The sequence below is a fragment of the Rhodopirellula sp. P2 genome, from assembly GCF_028768465.1.
Taxonomy (GTDB): Bacteria; Planctomycetota; Planctomycetia; order Pirellulales; family Pirellulaceae; genus Rhodopirellula.
In genome coordinates this window covers 6,326,891-6,345,658 of the sequence record NZ_CP118225.1, presented here as the reverse complement: position 1 = coordinate 6,345,658, position 18,768 = coordinate 6,326,891, and the positions used below count along the sequence as shown (strand labels likewise).

Genomic DNA, 18,768 nt, shown 5'->3' with positions numbered 1-18,768 from the left:
GGCTCATTTAGCTTGCAAACCTTCCCTCCCTCCCACCTACCAATCCCGTGCATCGCTCTCTCCTCGCACTTTTGTTTGCATTCGTTTCGTCGGCGCTCTTTGCTGCCGAACGTCCTCATATTGTTGTGATCTTGGTCGACGACATGGGGTACGGAGACCCGGGGTGTTTCAACCCCGACTCCAAGATCGAAACACCGAACATCGATTCACTCGCTCGCGATGGGATGCGATTCACCAACGCCCATGCACCGGGACCTCTGTGTCACATGTCGCGGTATGGGTTGATGACGGGACGTTATCCATTCCGAACCGATGTCAGCGTTTGGCCACGTGAACCTCTGATCGATCCCGATCAAGCCACGCTGGCTTCGCTGGCGAAATCACAGGGTTACCGAACCACCATGGTTGGCAAGTGGCACTTGGGGTTTGAAGAACGTGCCAACGAATCCTATGACCGTCCGTTGGTGGGTGGTCCCGTGGATCGTGGCTTCGACCACTTCTTTGGCATCCGAGCCTCCACCGACATTCCGCCCTACTTCTACATCAACGATCGCAACGCAGTGCATCCGCCTACGGATCGCATCGAGGCCAACGCCAGCGAGGGTTGGTCGCCGATTCAAGGTGCCTTTTGGAGAGCCGGCGGCATCGCTCCCGATTTGGAACTCGCCGATGTTTTGCCACACTTCACGGACGTGGCGATCAGCAGCATCCAAGCTCATCCAAACGCTGAGGACGCATCTCCAATGATGCTGTATCTGGCTTATCCCGCACCCCACACGCCTTGGCTACCAAGTCCTGAGTTCACGGGCAAAAGCAAAGTCGACTCTTACGGCGATTTTGTGATGATGGTCGATCATGAAGTCGGACGCGTGCTGGATGCTCTCCAACTGCATAACATGGAACGTGACACGATCGTCATCTTCACTTCGGACAATGGACCGGTCTGGTACGAAAATGACACAGAGCGATTCCAGCATGACTCAGCCGGTGGTTTTCGCGGCATGAAAGCCGACGCCTGGGAGGCTGGCCACCGGATGCCGTTCATCGTTCGCTGGCCAGGCCACGCCAGCGCATCCAGCAGCACGGATCATCTGGTTTGCTTCACCGATTTGATGGCCACTTTCGCCGACATTTGGGAGACAGAGCTTCCCCAAGACGCTGGGCCGGACAGCCACAGTTTTCTGCCGGCGTTGCTTCAGCATCCATTCGAAGAAGGTACCAAGAGAACCGAATTCGTGATGCGAGCCGGAAGCAAATCAACGATGACGATCCGAGCAGGCGATTGGAAATTGATCACCGGCCTCGGCTCGGGTGGTTTTTCAAAACCATCACGAATCCCGCCCAAACCCGGTGGCCCGACCGGTCAGCTTTACAACTTAAAAAGCGATCCCTCCGAAACGAACAACCTTTACCAAGACCATCCTGACATCGTTCAGCGGTTGCAGAAACGCATGAAGCAAATCGTCGACGATGGCCGCAGTCGCTGAACTGGACGCTCTTCTGAACAACGCTTCCCACCTTTGATTCCCACCAGGTTCCCGCATGAAAACCTTCTTCCGCTTTGCTTCCGCAAGTCTTCTCTTGTTGGCTTGCTCCGTTCTGTCTTCGGGTTCTGCTTGTGCGACTGAGTCCAACGAGGCCGATCGTCCCAACGTGATCGTGATCATGAGCGATGACCAAGGCGTCGGCGACTACGGGTTCATGGGCAATCCGATCATTCAGACGCCTTCGCTGGACAAGATGCGAACCCAGAGCGGCTACTTGAGCCGGTTCTATGTCAGCAACGTGTGCGCCCCGACTCGAGCCAGCCTGATGACCGGGCGGTACAACTACCGAACGCGTTGCATCGACACGTACGTTGGTCGAGCGATGATGGATCCGGACGAAGTCACGCTGGCAGAACGGCTCAGCGAAGCGGGCTACCAAACCGGCATCTTTGGCAAGTGGCACCTGGGCGACAACTACCCCATGCGGCCAATGGACCAAGGCTTCGACGAGAGTTTGATTCACCGTGGCGGCGGTATCGGGCAGCCATCCGATCCGATTGGAGCGGAGGGCAAATACACCGACCCGACCCTTTTTCACAATGGTGACGAAGTGGCCATGGAAGGTTACTGCACCGACATCTTCTTCGACGCGGCAATTGATTTTGCTCGCAAGCAAACCGAATCGGGAAAACCGTTCTTCAGCTACATCGCCACCAATGCCCCGCACGGACCGTTCGATGATGTGCCAAACGAACTCTACGAGGAATACAAACAAGTCGACTTCTCGCCGATTCTGGTGAGCGATCTCCCCGCCAAGAGACGCGACGCCGAGTTTGACAAACTGGCAAGGATCTCCGCCATGATCACCAACATCGACCAAAACGTCGGCAAACTTTTCGCGTCACTCGACGAACTCAAGATTCGCGAAAACACGATTGTGCTGTATCTCAATGACAACGGTCCCAATTCGCGGCGTTATGTCGGCAACATGCGAGGCAACAAAACGCAGGTGGATGACGGTGGCATTCGTTCTCCGTTGCTGTTTCATTGGCCCGCGAAAGTGGATGCGAACGACACCACGGACGTCATGCTGGCTCACATCGATTTGATGCCGACGTTGCTCGATGCTTGCGGAGTCGCCGCTCCAGAAACGCCCGCACTCGATGGCAAGAGTTTCCTGCCATTGCTCACCGGCGAAATGGATGATTCGCAGTGGGAAACAAGATTGATCGCCTTTCAGACTCACCGAGGCAACGTGCCGCAGAAATTTCATCACTTCGCGATGCACGAACATCCGTGGAAGTTGGTCCACCCCAGCGGCTTTGGCAAAGAGCGTTTTGAAGGCGAGCCCAAACTGGAACTGTACAACTTGGAAGAGGATCCCAAACAACAAAACGATCTCGCTGATCAGCACCCCGAGATCATTCAGCGGCTCAAAGAGGCGTACTCGCAGTGGTTCGACGATGTTTCCTCGACTCGTCCCGACAACTACGCGCCGCCCCGGATCGTCATCGGTACCGAGCATGAACCGCAAACGGTTTTGACACGGCAAGATTGGCGACACTCCAGCGGTCGTCCTTGGGCGAAGAACTCCACTGGCTTTTGGTTGTTGGATGCTCCAGAGGAAAAACGATACGAGATCGAGCTGATCCTGACCGACAAAGATCATCGTGGCGGAACCGCGACGCTTCACCTGAACGATGAAACGCACACCTTCGAAGTTGCACCGGGCGAACGGCGTGGTCATTTCATGGAAGCATCGTTACCGGCCGGACCTCATACTCTCTCGGTGACCTTGTCCGACTCCGTCAGTGCCGGTGTTCACCAAGTCTTCCTGACGACGCAGGATTGAGAGCCCGAGGGGATTGTTGTGATTCGCTCATCTGAACATCAGCGAGCGACACACCACTCGACCAACTTCAACAAATCGGCTGCCTCCGTTTCGACACGCAACCGATCTTTCGCGTGTTGCTGGACAAAGCCCAATGACGATGTGATCTCATCGTTGGTCGCCGCCGTTCGCAGATGAGTTCTCGGTTGCGCAACCGCGACGCGTCGAGGTGTGATGCTCGCCAACAAATCGGGCAAGTCGTAGGAGGTCAAAGCTCCGGCGACCAGCGAGTTGGCGTTCACGTCATACAGTTCATGATCAACGATGCTCTGGTAGTCCAGCAGAGAATCCACGAGCACCAGCCACTGAATCTGCTGCTCGAAAGCAGCCGCGTGCAACAACGCTGGCCCCACATCACCGATCGCGATGGCTCCGATCTGGTCTGGTTTCACGTCGTCTCGGTCCTGCAGGAACTCCATGACTCGAACGACATCTCCGGCGTTGATTCCCGCCACGCTTCGGCCTGACATCAACGCATTGAAGAAAGGTTGCACTGATGCGTGACCTTGCCGGAACTTGTAGGCAGTTTCGCCGTATCCGAGCAGGTCCGGTGCCGCGACAACGTACCCGCGACGCACCAGTTCCTCGATCTTTCCACCTGCAGCGGCATCCGTTGTCTTGCCGTCGCCGCGCACGTAAATGATGGCCGGCCAAGCTCCGGGTTCATCGGGAGCAAACACCAACGTTGGAATGATGGTTTCGCCTTCACCCGGCACACCCCACTTTTGAACTCGGTAACCTTCCCGTTGGTACTGGCCGCGAAAGACCGGAGCCACGGTTGCATCGGGTTTGCGATAGCCGGACAACCTTGCCGCTTCGCTCAACGCCTGCGGAAGATGCTGGAAAAAATCACGCCTGCTCTCAATCAGTCTCTCCAGCATCGGTTGTGCCTCCCTACGGTTGATGCTGAAAACGTTTTCACTTTCCAATGCCGTGGAAACCTGACCGGTTTGAGTGACCGTCAATTCCGCTTCGGTCAAAAACGGGTAGGTCTGTTCCTCCGGATTGCCCGGCAGTTCTAAAAACGTTTGAAAGAATTCGTACGTTGATTCGTTGTTCTGTTTCGTGAAGCCGTGTCCAAAGTCATCTTCCACTTGATCAAATCGCTCGGGATGACCAAGGATCCGAAAGGCGTGACGCACTTCAGCGGCCGTTTCGCGAGCCCCCTGGATACTGAAGAAATCTCGCGTCGTGGTGACTTGCAATGTCGGCTTCGGTGCTCGGACCTCGAGCAAGTCGGCGTGATCGATTCCCAGCAACGGCCCGTGATAGAAAACTTGCTCGGCATCTTGCGGTCCAATCGATCCGAGCAAACGACTGATGCTGGTGATATATCCAGTCGGTGCGACGGCGTGAACTCGTTGATCCACCGCGCCGATGTAGCTGCTTTGCGTGCCTCCTCCCGACAGTCCCGTGACACCGATGCGGTTGGGATCGACTTCGGGCCGAGTCAGCAGGTAGTCGATCGCGCGGATGCCATCCCACGTGAAGTAACGAGCAATCGATCGCCCCGTCAAAAAACACTGCACGCCGGCGTGGGAATGTTCCTTGGTGGAGGAACCGACGGTCGACTTTCCTGTTTGGGGATCAAAGGATTGCAACCGTTCGCCTTGTCCCAACGGGTCGATGGTAAAGACCACAAAGCCCTTGTGAACTAAATTCAAGATCACGTTTTGATACAGGTCTCGCCGGAAAGCTTGCGCAGAGTGTCCGATGACTTTCAAAATGGCGGGACGCGGCTCTTCGAGCCCATCCGGAATGAAGAGTGCTCCCGTCACGTAGAAATGGGGCATCGACTCAAAGACGATCTTTTCAACTCGATAGCCGTCCTTTTGCAATGTGCCGGTGACTTGCGGATTCAGCGGTGTGCGATCCGGCCAGGGTCCGAGGATTTGATCGAGCGTCTGCCGTACTTTGGTTTGGCGAGCCTTCCAATCCTCCGCCGTTTTCAGTGCGCTGACTTCGTCTTCACGTGCTGCCAAACATTCACGCGTCAAGCCATTGAGATGATGGGCCAGCATCAAACCCGGGTCGTTCCAATCGATCCAGCTTGGAGCGTTGGGGTTCCCGCCGTCCAGAACGTTCAAGTCTTCCACGACGGGTGGACCGACAACATTGAACGTCAGCAAAAAAAGGAGAGTGTTTATCATCGAGGTGGCTCGCAGTTGGCATGCTAAATCGCTTTCGGAACAAATTTTGTCACAACCGAACACGTTCGAAACGAATCGCTGCCGCTTGACGACCAATCCATGTCGCACGTCAATTACAATGCTGTCCCTGATGCTCCCACCCCAACGCCCACCGTGTTTTGTGCAAGCGATCGTTATGACTCGATTGATTTTGAACTCTCTTTGCGTCGCCATCTGTTTCGCGTCGTTGACCGTTGCTGCACCGAATGGATTTTCGCAGTGGCCTGATCGTCACGGGCCGAATCTGAACGGAGTGGTTGCTGACGCCGATGCCGAGCGACTGCCGATTCACTGGACGGACACCGAGAACGTTGCCTGGAAGGCTCCTTTGCACGATGAAGGTCACTCGTCGCCGGTGATCCGTGACGGAAAGATCTGGCTGACCACGGCGACTTCTGATGGAAAAAAGCAATTCGTCATCGCGATCGATGAGCAAACCGGCGAGATTCTCCACGACCAATTGCTGTTTGAAAATGAGGAGGTGGAGGAGCTTGGCGGCGCCGTCGGGTTCAACAACTACGCTGCACCGAGTTGTGTGTTAGGACCGGGGGCTGTTTATGTTCACTTCGGCAGCTATGGAACCGCGAAGCTGGATGCGGAGACTGCTGAGGTGATCTGGCAGCGACGTGATCTGCCGTGTCAGCATTTTCGAGGACCTGGTTCCTCACCCGTCTTGCATGACAATAGATTGGTGCTGACGTTCGACGGCGTTGATCAGCAATACACGACGGCACTCGATGCCGAAACGGGAGAAACGATTTGGCGAACCGACCGCAGCACCGACTACGAAGATCTTGGTGACGACGGAAAACCACTGCGTGACGGTGACCTGCGAAAAGCCTATTGCACGCCGGCGATCGTCCAAGTTGGCGATCAAACGCAGGTTCTGTCCGTCGGTGCTCGAGCGATGCAAAGCTACGATCTCGAAACCGGCAAAGAACTTTGGACGCTGCGACACAAAAGCTACAACGCGGGCATCCGACCGCTGTGGGTGCCGGAGAAGAAACTCGCGATTATCAACACTGGTTCCCGCGGTGCGCAGCTTGTCGCGGTCCGTTTGGATGAGTCCACAAGGGGAGACGTCACCGACTCGCACGTCGAATGGGTTCGTGAACGCGGCAACCCGCGCTTTGCGATGCCGATTGAGCACGATGGATTGATCTTTCAAGTCACCGACAACGGTGTGCTGTCATGCATTGATGTGAACACCGGTGAAGAACTTTGGAAGAAACGTATCGCGGGCGACTACTTGGCGTCACCGATTCTTGCTGGCGATCGACTGTACTTCTTCAACCAAAGCGGGCTCGGGACCGTCGTGAAGGCTCAGCGAGAACCCGAGATCATCGCCACCAACGACGTTCCAGAGATGGCAACCTCCGCATGTCCAGCCGTTTCCAACGGCGCGATCTTTGTGCGAGGAAAAAAGTACTTGATCAAAATCCAGTCACCTTGAACAGATTCGTTGAGACAGCACCCCTCATCGCAATGCTTTCCCTGTATGGTGCCATCCACCTTCCCGGTTTTGGCGATGCGAGACTTTGGGCTTGTTCTCTGGCGGATTGAGGGCGACTTCCTCTATCTCGGTGTTATTTTGCGAGCTTGATCGACTGCTCGGAGACGCCAGCCGCGTGAGTGAGATCGATTGAGCGCAGCAGAGTAGAACAGTTGTCCCCAACTGTTCCGTCGGCCCATGCACCACCGCGAAGGATGGCGACTGTTTCGGGCTTGCTGCTCAGGCGAAGCAGGCTGCGGCTTGGACCTGGCCGCGGTGGTGATGGCGGCCGGTTCGTTCTGCATCGGCTTTCAGCGATTCAGGGCGGCCGATGCAGCTGGTTCTTCCAAAGTACTTCTGCCAGTCCCACACCAAGTCTCGCCACATCGAAGCGTCAATTCCGACTTCCGAGAGCGTTTGGGCGAGACGCTTGGGCAGTTCAGTCGCTCGGCAGGCAATCGGTTGCGCCGCGGTCCAGTCCAGCAACCGTTTGTAATCGCTCCAGCGGATGTTCAAGAATCCGCGATCGCTGCTGCGGAGCCCTTTCGTGTGGACTTGCGGTTCGGTGGACAGTTTGGTTTCGCTCAACGTCAGAGGGCTCAACCATTCGTCTCGCCGGATCCGTTTCCCGGTTGGATTGCGTCGCTTCGCCCTGCGTTTTTCCTGAAGAACTTCGACCGGCGTTTCTCGAATTTCTCGTCCGGCTTCTTCCGTCGGAATCGGTTTCAGATCAAAGGCGGCCGAAGGGATTCGTTCGCCCTTGCGAGCTTCGATCCGGTCGTAGGCACTGGTGTGCGGGCTGGTCTCGGGAGTCGCCGTCAGCGCTGCGCGGACCGGGTTCAGATCGACGTACATGCTGCAGGCGAGCAAGCCTGCCTCGTCGACGATTTTCTGTGCTTTGAAGCGACCTTCCCAAAATCGGCCGGTGCATTCGTCCTGTTTGTTCGCCAGTCGGGCAATGGGTTCGGCCAGGGCTCTCATGTACCAAGAGATGTCTGACAAGCGGCGACGGACTTCAGTCAGCCGCTCCTTGTTGCGAACCAGCATTTGCACATCGTTTTCAGTCGGCTCGGCCAAGTGTTCTTCGAGGCGTCGACCGGGGAACACACGCAGCCAGCGAATCGCAACTTCCTCGTCGCTCCATTGAGCACAGACATCCGGCCGGTTGCGGAGAATCTGATGCATGTGATTGCTCAACACCGCGTACGAAAGCACATCGACCGCGAACACCGAAGCCAGAGCTTCCATCCGCCGGCGAATCCATTCCCTGCGGAACGAGAAATCCTTGCCGGTCGCCTGGTCGACACCTGCAAGAAAGGCGCGTCGCACACATCGCTGGACCACGTGCACGATCCCCACTTCGCTGGGATCAAACTGTTCGCTTCGCTGAGGCCGCGGCATCGCTCTGCTCTCCAGTGGGATTGGCAAGACAAAAGCATCGTATGCATCACATCAGCAAAGTCAAATCAAGGTGGATGGCACCATATGGAGAAATGGCTTGACTGCGTTCACTGCGATATACTCGGTCGTGACGCTTGCCGACGGGGCGTTGTGAGGCGGGGGATGTTGCTTGCAAACTGCCCCTGGTTTCTGTCTGTCTCTTCTTTCAATTGTCCGGATACCATGCGAATCTTGTTGTTCTTGCTCGTGTTCGCGTTCCTGGCACCGTCCACGCTGCAAGCTCGTGAGTGGACAGACTCATCGGGGGATTATCGCATCGAAGCCAAGTTGGTGCTCGTGCACGGGACCAACGTGGTCCTGGAACGTCCAGACGGAAAGATCATCAGCATTCCGCTCGCCAAGTTGAGCGAAAAAGATCAAGCCTATTTGAATGAACTCGAAACCAAGCCGAATGCGAAGCCGAGCGAGATGAAGGCGGTGGAACCGACTTTGAAATCGACAGAGATGGCAGACGCTTCACCAAAAGAATTGGCGGAGCGGACCGAGGTGCTGTTGCGGGATGCCTGCCATCGTTGTCACGGCGAAGATGGAACCAGCGAGGGTGGCTTCAACTTTGTCGTGAACCTGGCGAAACTCTCGAAAACAATTGCGGAACCTGGGACTGATTCGTTGCTGTTGGATCGCATCCACGCGGAGGATGACAGCGTGATGCCTCCGGTCGACGAAGAACCACGATTGAGCCCTCGTGACATCCAGGTGATCGAACAGTGGATTGCTGCGGGGGCCCCGACATTTGACGACGAACCATCGCGTCCCTTTGTGACCAATGAGCAGATCATTGAATGGATCGATGAAGATCTTCAGCGACAAGCCGAACGCTCGCAACGGTTCATGCGTTACTTCACTCTGACGCATTTGTACAATGCAGGTGTCAGCGAAGATGAACTGCAGGCCTATCGCAACGCGTTTGCCAAATTGCTGAACAGCCTGTCGTGGAACGCGGACTTGATCATTCCCGAAGCGATTGACCCTGCCCGCACTGTCTTTCGCCTCGACATTCGAAAGGTTCACTGGACCCAAGCGATTTGGCGGTCGATCGAAGATGCGAACCCGTACTTCCTTCGTCTTTCCACTCCGCATGCTCTGTCGTGTTTCGAGCGAACACAAACCAAGATGCCATTCGTGCGAGTCGATTGGTTTGTCTTTGCCGCGTCCAAGCCGCCGCTGTATCACAGCGTGCTGAATTTGCCGTCGACCGATGCTGATCTGGAGCACATGCTGCGCGTCAACGTGCAAGCCAATATCAATCAGGAAATGGCCATCCGAGCGGCGTTCAATCGATCAGGTGTCTCGCAGAACAACCGTTTGATCGAGTGGCACAAGTCACCCTACGGTTCGTACTGGAAAAGCTATGACTTTGCCAGCAACACGGGGTTTCAAAATTTGTTTGAGTACCCACTCGGTCCCAACCAGGGACGCAATTCTTTTCGACATGACGGCGGCGAAATCATTTTCACGTTGCCCAACGGTTTGCAAGGCTATCTGTTGACCGATGAAAAAGGACAACGCATCGATCAGGGCCCCACGCAAATCGTCAGCGATCCCAAGCAGCCCGATCGAACGGTGACCAACGGCGTGTCTTGCATGTCTTGTCACTATGCCGGAATGATCCCCAAACGAGATGAAGTCGGCCCGGCGGTCCAAGCCAATCGATCCGCCTTCGACGATGCGGATGATATTCTCGCGCTGTATCGTCAAGCGAACGAACTGGACCAGATCATCGACCGGGATGCCAAGCGATTTGCCGATGCGCTGGATGAACTGGGGATCACAACGATCAGCCGCAGCGGCGAATCCGTCTCTGCCATGGCGGCTCGGTTCATCCAAGACATTGACCTGCAACAAGTCGCATGTGAGTTCGGGCTGCAAGCCGATGAATTTTTGAACCGATTGAAGGATGCGTCTCGCGTGGCTCGGGTCTTCAGTTCCTTGCAGATCAGCGGCGGCACCATCAAACGCGACGTCTTCAAAGAACTGTTCTCGGATGCTTGCGTGGATCTGCGTTTGATCGAAGCTCACGAGGCTGATCGTTCCGAGACGACCCTCTCGCCCTCACCGCACCTGTCAAATGTCCCACCCCAATCATCGCTTCGTGCAAACAACAGTGCCTCGCGTGACATGTCTTCCTCGGAGAGGTACCGTCCGGCAGCGTCCAATGCTCGCACGCCAGGATCAGCAAATCCGTCGCATGAGTTGCCGACGAATCTGGTCGCAAAAGCGAGGTTCACGGATCTGCGTTGGGGAATCAAGTCACTGGCCTTTTCCCCCAACACTCGGTTGCTGGCGGGAGGGCGTCCCGACCGAGCGATCACGCTGTTTGACATCCAACACCAAAACATCGTTGCGGAACAAACCAAACTGGAAATTCTGCAAGCGGTGACGGCTTGCATCTTCACACCGGATGGATCGCGATTGATTGCGGGAGGTCAAACAGGCCACATCTCAGTCTTCACCGTCTCGCCTGAGGGGTTGATGCGACCAGTGGGCCAGTTCGCGGGGCACACCAAAGAAGTCAAATGCATCGAGGTGTCACGATCGGGTCGCTGGGCAATTTCGGGGGGGGCCGGCAAGGTCGCTCGTTGTTGGGAGGTGGAAACCGGTCGCGAGGTCGCGATGATCGGCGGGTTCCAAGGTGCCCTGAAAGCGGTTCACATCTCAGACGATGAAAAAACATTGCTGGCAACGGACGGGCACCGGTTGATCACCACGGATGTGAGCACGGGGCAGACGATCAGCGAACGGCCTTTGAACCGCTCTTGGAGTTCTGGACAATCGGCTGCGTTTTCGGCGGACGGGGCGTGGTTGGCGGTTGGTGATAGTTACAACGTGCGCGTTTGGGACTTGAAGACCTTCCGTGAACTCATGCCGTTGATCGGCAATGAGATTCTTTGGTCGATGCGTTTCACTTCGGACAGCCGTTGCTTGATCACTGGTGGAAGCGCCAAGATCGATGTTTGGGACTTTCAACGCAATGCTCGCTTGCACCGGTTTCCGGTCGGCCGAGGTTATGTGCAATCGCTGGCCGTTTCAAAGGATGGCACTGGCGTTGCGGCGGTGGGTTCCATCGGCAGCGATTTGGAAGTCTTCCTGCGGGAAGAGTGAGTCCGTCACCGCGATGGGCGTGACCGGTTCTCAGCCCTGGTTCATCTCACGTTGCAACCACGCTCGTGCATAGGCCCAATTGCGTTTGGTGGTTCGGGCGGAGACACCGAGGATCTCAGCGGTCTCGTCGATGGTCAGCCCAGTGAAGTAGCGAAGTTCGACCAATTTCGCCAGCGCCGGGTCTTCGCTGGACAATTTGTGCAAGGCATCGTCCAAGGTCAACAGTTCATCGATGTCTTGCGTGTCGACGGAAGCGACATCGTTGTCCAGTTCACGACGAACCAGATTTCCACCTCGCTTGGTGCGGCCTTTGCTGCGCGCATTTTCAATCAGAATCCGCCGCATCGCTTCTGCTGCGGCGGCAAAGAAGTGCCCTCGGCCGTCCCATCGCTGCGGATCGTTGCCGCCGACAAGTCGCAAGAAGGCTTCGTGAACCAGTGCCGTTGGCTGCAGGGTGTGCCCGGGCTTTTCATGATTCATTCGGCTGGATGCCAATCGCCGCAATTCGTCATAGACCAATGGCAACAGATCCCCTGTCGCGTTGGGATCGCCTTCGTCGATGGCCGTCAGGATTCGCGTGATATCTGGATTCATCGGGGCCATTGTAGCTGAACCGACATGCCTTCGTCGCTCAGGCGTATTGATCAATGACGAGACCGGCTTCATTGATGTCGCCTGCGATTGCCTGTGCGAATGCGTCGGCGTCGACACCATTTTCTTCCAGCACGCTGGTCAACGCCGCGCGGATTTGGTCCGTGGAAGCGTTGCCATCGGATTCCACCACGAGTTCCTCCAACGAGTCAATGATCTGGCTCACCAATTCATCGGTTGATGACTCATCGACACCTGCAGAAAGCAATGCCGATTCGAGAGAACTGGTGGTGGTTTCGTCTTCGGGTGGTGGGGGCGGCGGCCCATGGGGGCGTCCGCCACGGGCAGGGCCGCTCGCTCCAGCGGCTTCACTTGTACCGGATGGGCCATTGGCTCTCAGGGCTTGTTCGACTTCTGCGGAATCGATCCCGTTGGCGTCCAAGACTTCTTCCACAGCGGAGCGGAATGCTTGAGGGGTGTTCCCAACGGACGACTCTGATTTCAACTTGGCAATCGCGTCGTCGATTTGAGCCAGCACCTTCGTGGCGGTCGTGTCGTCCACACCGACCGTTTCGAGCGCGCTGGACAGCTGCTCTTCATTCGGCGGAGGAGGGCCTTGGCGATTCGATTGAGTCGATGATGTTTGGCTGCTGACAGCGGAGCTGAGACCAGAAAGATTCATGGCATGGTGTCTTTCAAACGAGAGGCTTCAAATGGGCGTCGCAACAGATGGACGCATCACCGATGTCGGTGTAGGACACTCCAACTCTTGCCCCTATTTTTGAAAAGCACCAACGAATTCCCGATGGTTTTTGGAATCGCACCTTTCCTCAGATAAAGTTCAGAAAGCGTGTCACCCCATGGCGGTTGGCGGCGCATTGGGTTCTCGGCAGACTCTTTTTTGATCGCTCCTGTCTCAGGGAACGTGCGTTTCAAGTGGGTTTGTCCCCTTCCAACCTGACTGGTCTCTGGGCAATGGGTTGTTGGATTTTCTTCCAAGCACGCTCGCGATTGGTCGTCTCTTTTCTCTTCTGAGGTTGAAACGTGATTCGAACACTCCAGTGCATCGCCGTCGCCGGGACATTCTGTCTTCCCAATCTGCTCGTGGCCCAACCACCCGGACGCGGTGGCCCTCCCACCGAAATGATCTTGCAGTTGTTCACAACGGCGGACGCGAACCAGGACGGCAGCGTCACCAAATCGGAACTGCTGATTGCGATGCAAAGCCAGAGTCGCGGCAACCAGTTCGGACGCGGTGGTCCGCCACCCATGAACGGCAACCCCATGAACGGCAACGCAGGACCTGGAAATCCAGGGCAACCACCGCAGGGGGAACACGGTGGTCAACACGGGCCTCCCACCGAGCCCGGACAAGTCTTGCCGGAACCCGTGGCACAGTCGCTGAACCTGACTGAACGTCAGTCTCGACAACTTGCCGCGTTGCAGGCCGAAGTCACCCGACGCTTGGCCGCGATTCTGACGGACGAACAGGAAACTCAGTTGCGAAATGTTCGGCCACCTCAAGGACCCAATCCAATGGAAGCCGGCGGTGAAGCTCGTCCCAACCAACGACCCGAACGTCCTCAATGATGTGTCGTGGCCAACTCTGCTGCTCGAGACTTGACCATGAGCGACAGGATCGGACACTTTGAGGCCATTTCAATTCTTCGTGATTGGCTTCCTCCGTCTTTGCCCGGATGACTTCGATAAAGAGCTTTCGTCGATCCTCACGCCAGAGCAACTGGGACAGATCCTGCCTCCGCCCCGCCCGTGACTGATTCATCTCAGTGCGGAGATTTCAAGGGTGAGAATGGACAGGCATTCTGCCAGGGAAGTACAAAATCGTCCCAGGCTAAGCAGGTCGGCTGGAATGATCGGGCACAACCATGTGCGCCGTTTGGGCGTTCGCCTGGCCTGCGCGTGAAAACCGTGGCTAACGCCAACGGCTCACATACCCGATGACACCTGCGTACCTGCTTAGAAGCCGAGAACACACCAGGAGGCTACGATCGTTCCATGACCAACCCGACTGAACGAGCGATATTTTTGCAGGCGATCGAGGAAGAAAACCTTGACGACCGTTTGGCGTACTTGGACTCTGCCTGCGGTGACGATGCAAACCTTCGGCAGTCGGTGGAAGGATTGCTCGCCGCCCATGAGCAACCCGCGGCGTTGTTGGATCATCCCATCGGAGCCGACCGCAGCCGACCATTCCTGGCAAGGGAACTGGTGGATGAGTCCGTCGATCACATCGGGATGCAAATTGGCCCGTACAAGCTAAGGGAACAAATTGGCGAAGGCGGGTTTGGTTTGGTGTTTGTCGCCGAGCAAGAGCAACCGGTCCGTCGCCGTGTTGCCTTGAAAATTGTCAAACCGGGCGTCGGTTCCAAAGAAGTCATCGCACGCTTCGAAGCCGAACGCCAGGCCGTTGCGTTGATGAACCACCCCAATATCACACAAGTGTTTGAAGCGGGCGTGACCACCGATCATCGACCCTACTTCGTCATGGAATTGGTGCGGGGGCTTCCCATCACGGAGTTCTGTGATGAAAAGCAATTGGACGTGCGAGATCGGTTGAACCTGATGATCGATGTGTGCTCGGCCGTTCATCACGCCCATCAAAAAGGCGTCATCCATCGCGACATCAAACCGTCCAATGTGATGGTGACGTTGCACGACGGAAAAGCGGTCGCGAAAGTGATTGACTTCGGAGTCGCCAAGGCACTGGGACAAAAGCTGACCGATAAAACGGTGTACACGCGATTTTTCTCGATGATTGGGACGCCGCTTTACATGAGCCCCGAACAAGCCAAGATGAGCAGCCTCGACGTGGACACTCGCAGCGACATCTATTCGCTTGGTGTGCTGCTGTACGAGTTGCTTGTGGGGGCCACGCCATTCGATCGTGGTCGTCTGGATTCCGCGGGGTTGGACGAGATGCGGCGAATCATCCGCGAAGAAGAGCCGCCGCGGCCCAGCACTCGGCTGTCCACTTTGACCGCGGAACGCATCCGGAGTCTGGGGATTCAGTCCGGCGGGATGGGGCCCTCTCAATCACGAAGCTTCAGTTCGGACCTGCGTGGCGACTTGGACTGGATCGTGATGAAGGCGTTGGAAAAGGATCGCACTCGTCGGTACGATTCCGCTGCCTCGTTGGCCCAAGATATCCGGCACTACCTGCAGGGCGAACCGGTCACCGCGAGACCACCGAGCAAGTTCTATCAATTCCAGAAATTTGCTCGTCGGAATCGAGTGGTGATTGGCATCGTGACCTTGGTGGGCTGCACGATGGTTTTGGGCACAGCAGCGAGTCTTTGGCAAATGTCCCAGGCAATTCAAGAACGAAATGCGAAGGACGAAGCGTTGCGCGGCGCGATGGTCGCCAAAGCGGAGGCGATCACTGCCAAGCAGGAGGTCGAGTTGTTTGCCACTTACTTAACCCAGGCCAATGAGCTTGTTGCCAGTGGCCATGCCCATCTCAATGCGGGTCAATGGAGCGAGGCCGCCCGCGACTACGATGCCGCTGTGGAAATTCAGCCCAGCTACTACTTGCCTCGGGTTCAGCGAGCTCAGCTGTACGCTCGCTTGCATCTTTGGCCGGAAGCCGCCAAGGACTACGCGATCGCGCTCGCAAATGGTGCTCGCACCACACAGCCTCAGTGGTGGGGCGTTCCGGCGCTGTTTCGCTTCACAGGCCACCTGGGAGAATACCAGCGGTTGGCAGAGCAATACCAAGTCCAGCTGATGAAAGAGCCGGAGGAACCGGATTGGTTGTTGCTTCGAGGGTTGATGGTGGGAGATCCAGCGGAGCCCATCGCCTTGGTTTGATCTGGTGGAAGCCCTGGTGCTGCACGAAGAGGCCAGCCGGAAAGTCTCCGGCAAGCCGTCTTCGTTGCCTTTCCAAAACGATCAAGTTCGCCAAGCTTCATTGAACCTCATCGAATAGCGCTACCGTTTGGCGCGGACGCTACTCGATTGAGACGAGGTCGAGACGATTGCGGTTGGCGACTCGTCCGCGAAAATGGTGAAGGGGTTGCGCGGACTCCACCAGACTTCAGTCTCTGCTAAACCAGAACGGCAAAGTTCATTTCGCGAAGGGATTCTTCGCCATTGCTGATCTGGACGTCCAGCGTATCGCTTCCGAGGACAACGTAGTCGTCGGACGAACTCATTCGCACCGAGTACGAACCGGAATGAGCAAAATCGGTGAAGCGATACTTGCCTTGTTCATCCGTGATTGCAGTGTCCACCACGTTGCCATCGCGATCCAGTAAATCAACTGCCACGCCAACCATCGGTTCCGCTCGATGGCTGCCGCGATTGTCTTTCTGCCCCGTCGGATTGTGGGACTGATCTCTTGCCAGCAGTTCCACATCCCCGTCAGGAACAATGCTGGACGGGTTCAGGCGATCAGAACGCCCCCGATCGTTGTTGTCCATCACGGTCGGCGTTTGCTCGGCCACCACCGTTCCGGTGATTGTCGGCGAGAAGAAGAACACGTTTTCCTGCAAAGAATTGACGTTCGTGTTTCTCGCAATGACGTCGCCCAAGGAAGTGTTCTCGATTTCGCGTACTTCGCGATCCGTCATCGTGTTCTCGTACCAGAACCGGTCGCCATCGCGAAGTCGCTCGAATTGGTCCGAGATGATGGCCGTTGCGGTTTCCCCCAGTGAACCATCGTCGGTGTGATCTTCGGCCAGCAAGCCAACCCACAGATCGATGTTGTTCACGTCGCCATACAAGGCTTCCAAGTTGGCGGCCACGTCAGCGTCGCTGGTGATTTCGTCAAACGATTCCACCGCTTCCAAACCGTAGGCTTCCCGCGTGGAGTTGAAATCCGCCAGTCCGTGGTCCCGGCCTCGTTGGATATTCAGCGAGACCAGATCGAACCCACCGGCACCGGGAGGACCGAACAGGAAATTTCGCAGGCTATCGACCACTTCCAAGTCCACCTCTTGGGACAGCGAGGAGGCAGCGTATTTCAGCAACGGATCAATCCCGGTGTCCTCCAATAGCTCAGGCTGGAAGAACGCATCGGCAAGGGCCACCGCATCAGCCATTTCATTGCCATCGTTGTCCACGAACCGGAACTCATCGTTCAAGGTCGTGTGACCGAATCGGAATGCCGCGGTGGAGAACTCATTGGCGATCGAGGGATCCACGGTCGAGTCATACCCGGTGTATTCCGAGATCGCGTCTTCGCCCAACAGGGCCGGTAGGTATTCGTTGAGCGTGATCGACTGAATTTCCGCGATCACGGTCGCACGAGCCTCTTGGTAAATTTCCTCGTCACTGAGTGACGCGTTCACCGCTGAAATTTCATCCGCCAAGCGATTGTGTTCGCGAAGGAACAGGGTCTGCATCGAGGTGAGGATGATGTTTTCAGCTGCGCGAATGTCTCCCGCCATCAAGACATCGTTTTCGTCGGTCGGCAACAAGCCGTCGTCGGTGATCAGCAATCGACCGCCGACGAATTCACGCAGGGAATCCGCGGTTTCTTGGTCGCTGCCGTAAACCTGCGACCCATCGATCCAAGCCGTGATGGAATTGACCTGTTCGGCTGGGTTGTCGACCGAGGTGCCCGTTCCGTCGGCGAAATTGGATCGTGTCAAGCCAATCGTGGCTTCACCGGTGCTGAACGGATCGAAGTAGGCATCGCCTTCAGGCACTTCGATATCGAATGACTCACCATCTGTTTCGGGTGTCAAAGACAGATCGATGTCGTGATCGATGAACTGCCCCCAGGCGTAGACAAAGGCAGTCAGATCGCGGTCATTCGTGGTTCCTTCAGGATCGGCGGCAGCCAAGGTGTTGCTGATTTCACGAGCACTCGGCCGGTCTTCTCCGCTGGGTTCTGAAATGCCATCGGCGTAATCATTCTCGGTGACTCGCAACAACTCCGTGTTGGTCGATCCCAATTCGGGGTTCTCGATGTTGTTGCCTGTGCCATCGATCGACCGAACTTCGTCCGAAACCGAATCGGTGTCGTCAGGTGTCTCGGGAACTTCTTCTGGACGGTCCATGGTGTGATTGGAGTTTCGATCGCGGTTGAGTCGATTGATCACCATCAGTGCATCGAGCGCCGTGTCTCGGCCATCGTTATTGACATCGGTCATTCGGCCTCGCGATGGGCGTGAGTTGTCGACACGCTGCCCTCCACCCGTTGCGCTGTCGGCACCCTGCAACTGCGAACTCAAGCCACTCACGCTGTCACTGTTCATTTGATTGATGATCGCCAATGCATCAATCGCAGAGACCTGCCCGTCCTCATTGACGTCTTCGGGGAAGACATCGTTGTGAAACAGATTGGCCGCAAGCAATTTTCGTGACTCCAGCGTCTCAGATCGCAAGCGACGCCGCTGCGAAGTACGCCGCTTGCGGTTTTTGCGTGACGATTGAGGGCCTCCGATCCAACGATTCCAGAACTTTGTCATCGCGACACCTGTGCGGTTTTTAGAGAAGAAGAGAAGAGCGACACGTCCTTCTCTCTAGGTGTGCTATTCTTCGCGGAATGTCACAGTTGGGGTGCGGGGATTCCCGCTCTGGGCCTTGGAA

At 56.4% G+C, this 18,768-nt stretch carries 11 protein-coding genes; 6 read left to right on the top strand and 5 right to left on the bottom strand.

Going from position 1 to position 18,768, the window contains the following annotated elements; translation table 11 throughout:
• Positions 1 to 47 precede the first annotated feature (47 nt).
• On the top strand, positions 48 to 1,487 hold the full coding sequence (locus tag PSR62_RS22280; RefSeq protein WP_274405173.1) for a sulfatase-like hydrolase/transferase: 1,440 nt from the start codon (positions 48 to 50) through the stop codon (positions 1,485 to 1,487).
• A 55-nt stretch (positions 1,488 to 1,542) separates the two neighbouring features.
• A complete protein-coding gene (locus tag PSR62_RS22275; protein WP_274405172.1) occupies positions 1,543 to 3,339 on the top strand; it encodes an arylsulfatase in 1,797 nt (598 codons plus the stop codon).
• Between the two features lie 38 nt (positions 3,340 to 3,377).
• On the opposite strand, the gene PSR62_RS22270 is transcribed toward PSR62_RS22275, so the two are convergent.
• Positions 3,378 to 5,528, bottom strand: a complete 2,151-nt coding sequence (locus PSR62_RS22270; RefSeq protein ID WP_274405171.1) for an alpha/beta hydrolase family protein — start codon at positions 5,526 to 5,528, stop codon at positions 3,378 to 3,380.
• A 160-nt stretch (positions 5,529 to 5,688) separates the two neighbouring features.
• Here PSR62_RS22270 and PSR62_RS22265 point away from each other — a divergent pair, with 160 nt between their 5' ends.
• Positions 5,689 to 7,020 carry an outer membrane protein assembly factor BamB family protein gene (locus PSR62_RS22265; RefSeq protein WP_338020246.1) on the top strand — a complete coding sequence of 444 codons (1,332 nt, stop codon included), beginning with the start codon at positions 5,689 to 5,691 and terminating at the stop codon, positions 7,018 to 7,020.
• Between the two features lie 279 nt (positions 7,021 to 7,299).
• On the opposite strand, the gene PSR62_RS22260 is transcribed toward PSR62_RS22265, so the two are convergent.
• On the bottom strand, positions 7,300 to 8,460 hold the full coding sequence (locus PSR62_RS22260) for a hypothetical protein (RefSeq protein ID WP_274405169.1): 1,161 nt from the start codon (positions 8,458 to 8,460) through the stop codon (positions 7,300 to 7,302).
• A gap of 222 nt (positions 8,461 to 8,682) precedes the next feature.
• Between PSR62_RS22260 and PSR62_RS22255 the strand changes: the two genes are divergently transcribed.
• Entirely contained in the window at positions 8,683 to 11,622 is a 2,940-nt protein-coding gene (locus PSR62_RS22255; protein ID WP_274405168.1) for an SHD1 domain-containing protein, read from the top strand.
• A 30-nt stretch (positions 11,623 to 11,652) separates the two neighbouring features.
• Here the strand turns inward: PSR62_RS22255 and PSR62_RS22250 are convergent, their stop codons facing one another.
• Positions 11,653 to 12,216 carry an ECF-type sigma factor gene (locus tag PSR62_RS22250; protein ID WP_274405167.1) on the bottom strand — a complete coding sequence of 188 codons (564 nt, stop codon included), beginning with the start codon at positions 12,214 to 12,216 and terminating at the stop codon, positions 11,653 to 11,655.
• Positions 12,217 to 12,253: 37 nt separating this feature from the next.
• Positions 12,254 to 12,895 (bottom strand): hypothetical protein, encoded by a 642-nt coding sequence (locus tag PSR62_RS22245; RefSeq protein WP_274405166.1) that lies wholly within the window; start codon positions 12,893 to 12,895, stop codon positions 12,254 to 12,256.
• A gap of 362 nt (positions 12,896 to 13,257) precedes the next feature.
• Here PSR62_RS22245 and PSR62_RS22240 point away from each other — a divergent pair, with 362 nt between their 5' ends.
• Positions 13,258 to 13,803, top strand: a complete 546-nt coding sequence (locus PSR62_RS22240) for an EF-hand domain-containing protein (RefSeq protein ID WP_274405165.1) — start codon at positions 13,258 to 13,260, stop codon at positions 13,801 to 13,803.
• Between the two features lie 426 nt (positions 13,804 to 14,229).
• Positions 14,230 to 16,041 carry a serine/threonine protein kinase gene (locus tag PSR62_RS22235; protein WP_274405164.1) on the top strand — a complete coding sequence of 604 codons (1,812 nt, stop codon included), beginning with the start codon at positions 14,230 to 14,232 and terminating at the stop codon, positions 16,039 to 16,041.
• A 236-nt stretch (positions 16,042 to 16,277) separates the two neighbouring features.
• Here PSR62_RS22235 and PSR62_RS22230 read toward each other — a convergent pair whose 3' ends face one another.
• Positions 16,278 to 18,647, bottom strand: a complete 2,370-nt coding sequence (locus PSR62_RS22230) for a peroxidase family protein (protein ID WP_274405163.1) — start codon at positions 18,645 to 18,647, stop codon at positions 16,278 to 16,280.
• Positions 18,648 to 18,768: the final 121 nt, after the last annotated feature.

Bases quoted from the DNA above. Each gene is read 5' to 3' on its own strand.
- PSR62_RS22235 (WP_274405164.1), top strand. From the start codon at position 14,230: ATGACCAACCCGACTGAACGAGCGATATTTTTGCAGGCGATCGAGGAA.
- PSR62_RS22270 (WP_274405171.1), bottom strand. From the start codon at position 5,528: ATGATAAACACTCTCCTTTTTTTGCTGACGTTCAATGTTGTCGGTCCA.
- PSR62_RS22275 (WP_274405172.1), top strand. From the start codon at position 1,543: ATGAAAACCTTCTTCCGCTTTGCTTCCGCAAGTCTTCTCTTGTTGGCT.
- PSR62_RS22245 (WP_274405166.1), bottom strand. From the start codon at position 12,895: ATGAATCTTTCTGGTCTCAGCTCCGCTGTCAGCAGCCAAACATCATCG.
- PSR62_RS22255 (WP_274405168.1), top strand. From the start codon at position 8,683: ATGCGAATCTTGTTGTTCTTGCTCGTGTTCGCGTTCCTGGCACCGTCC.
- PSR62_RS22250 (WP_274405167.1), bottom strand. From the start codon at position 12,216: ATGAATCCAGATATCACGCGAATCCTGACGGCCATCGACGAAGGCGAT.
- PSR62_RS22260 (WP_274405169.1), bottom strand. From the start codon at position 8,460: ATGCCGCGGCCTCAGCGAAGCGAACAGTTTGATCCCAGCGAAGTGGGG.
- PSR62_RS22230 (WP_274405163.1), bottom strand. From the start codon at position 18,647: ATGACAAAGTTCTGGAATCGTTGGATCGGAGGCCCTCAATCGTCACGC.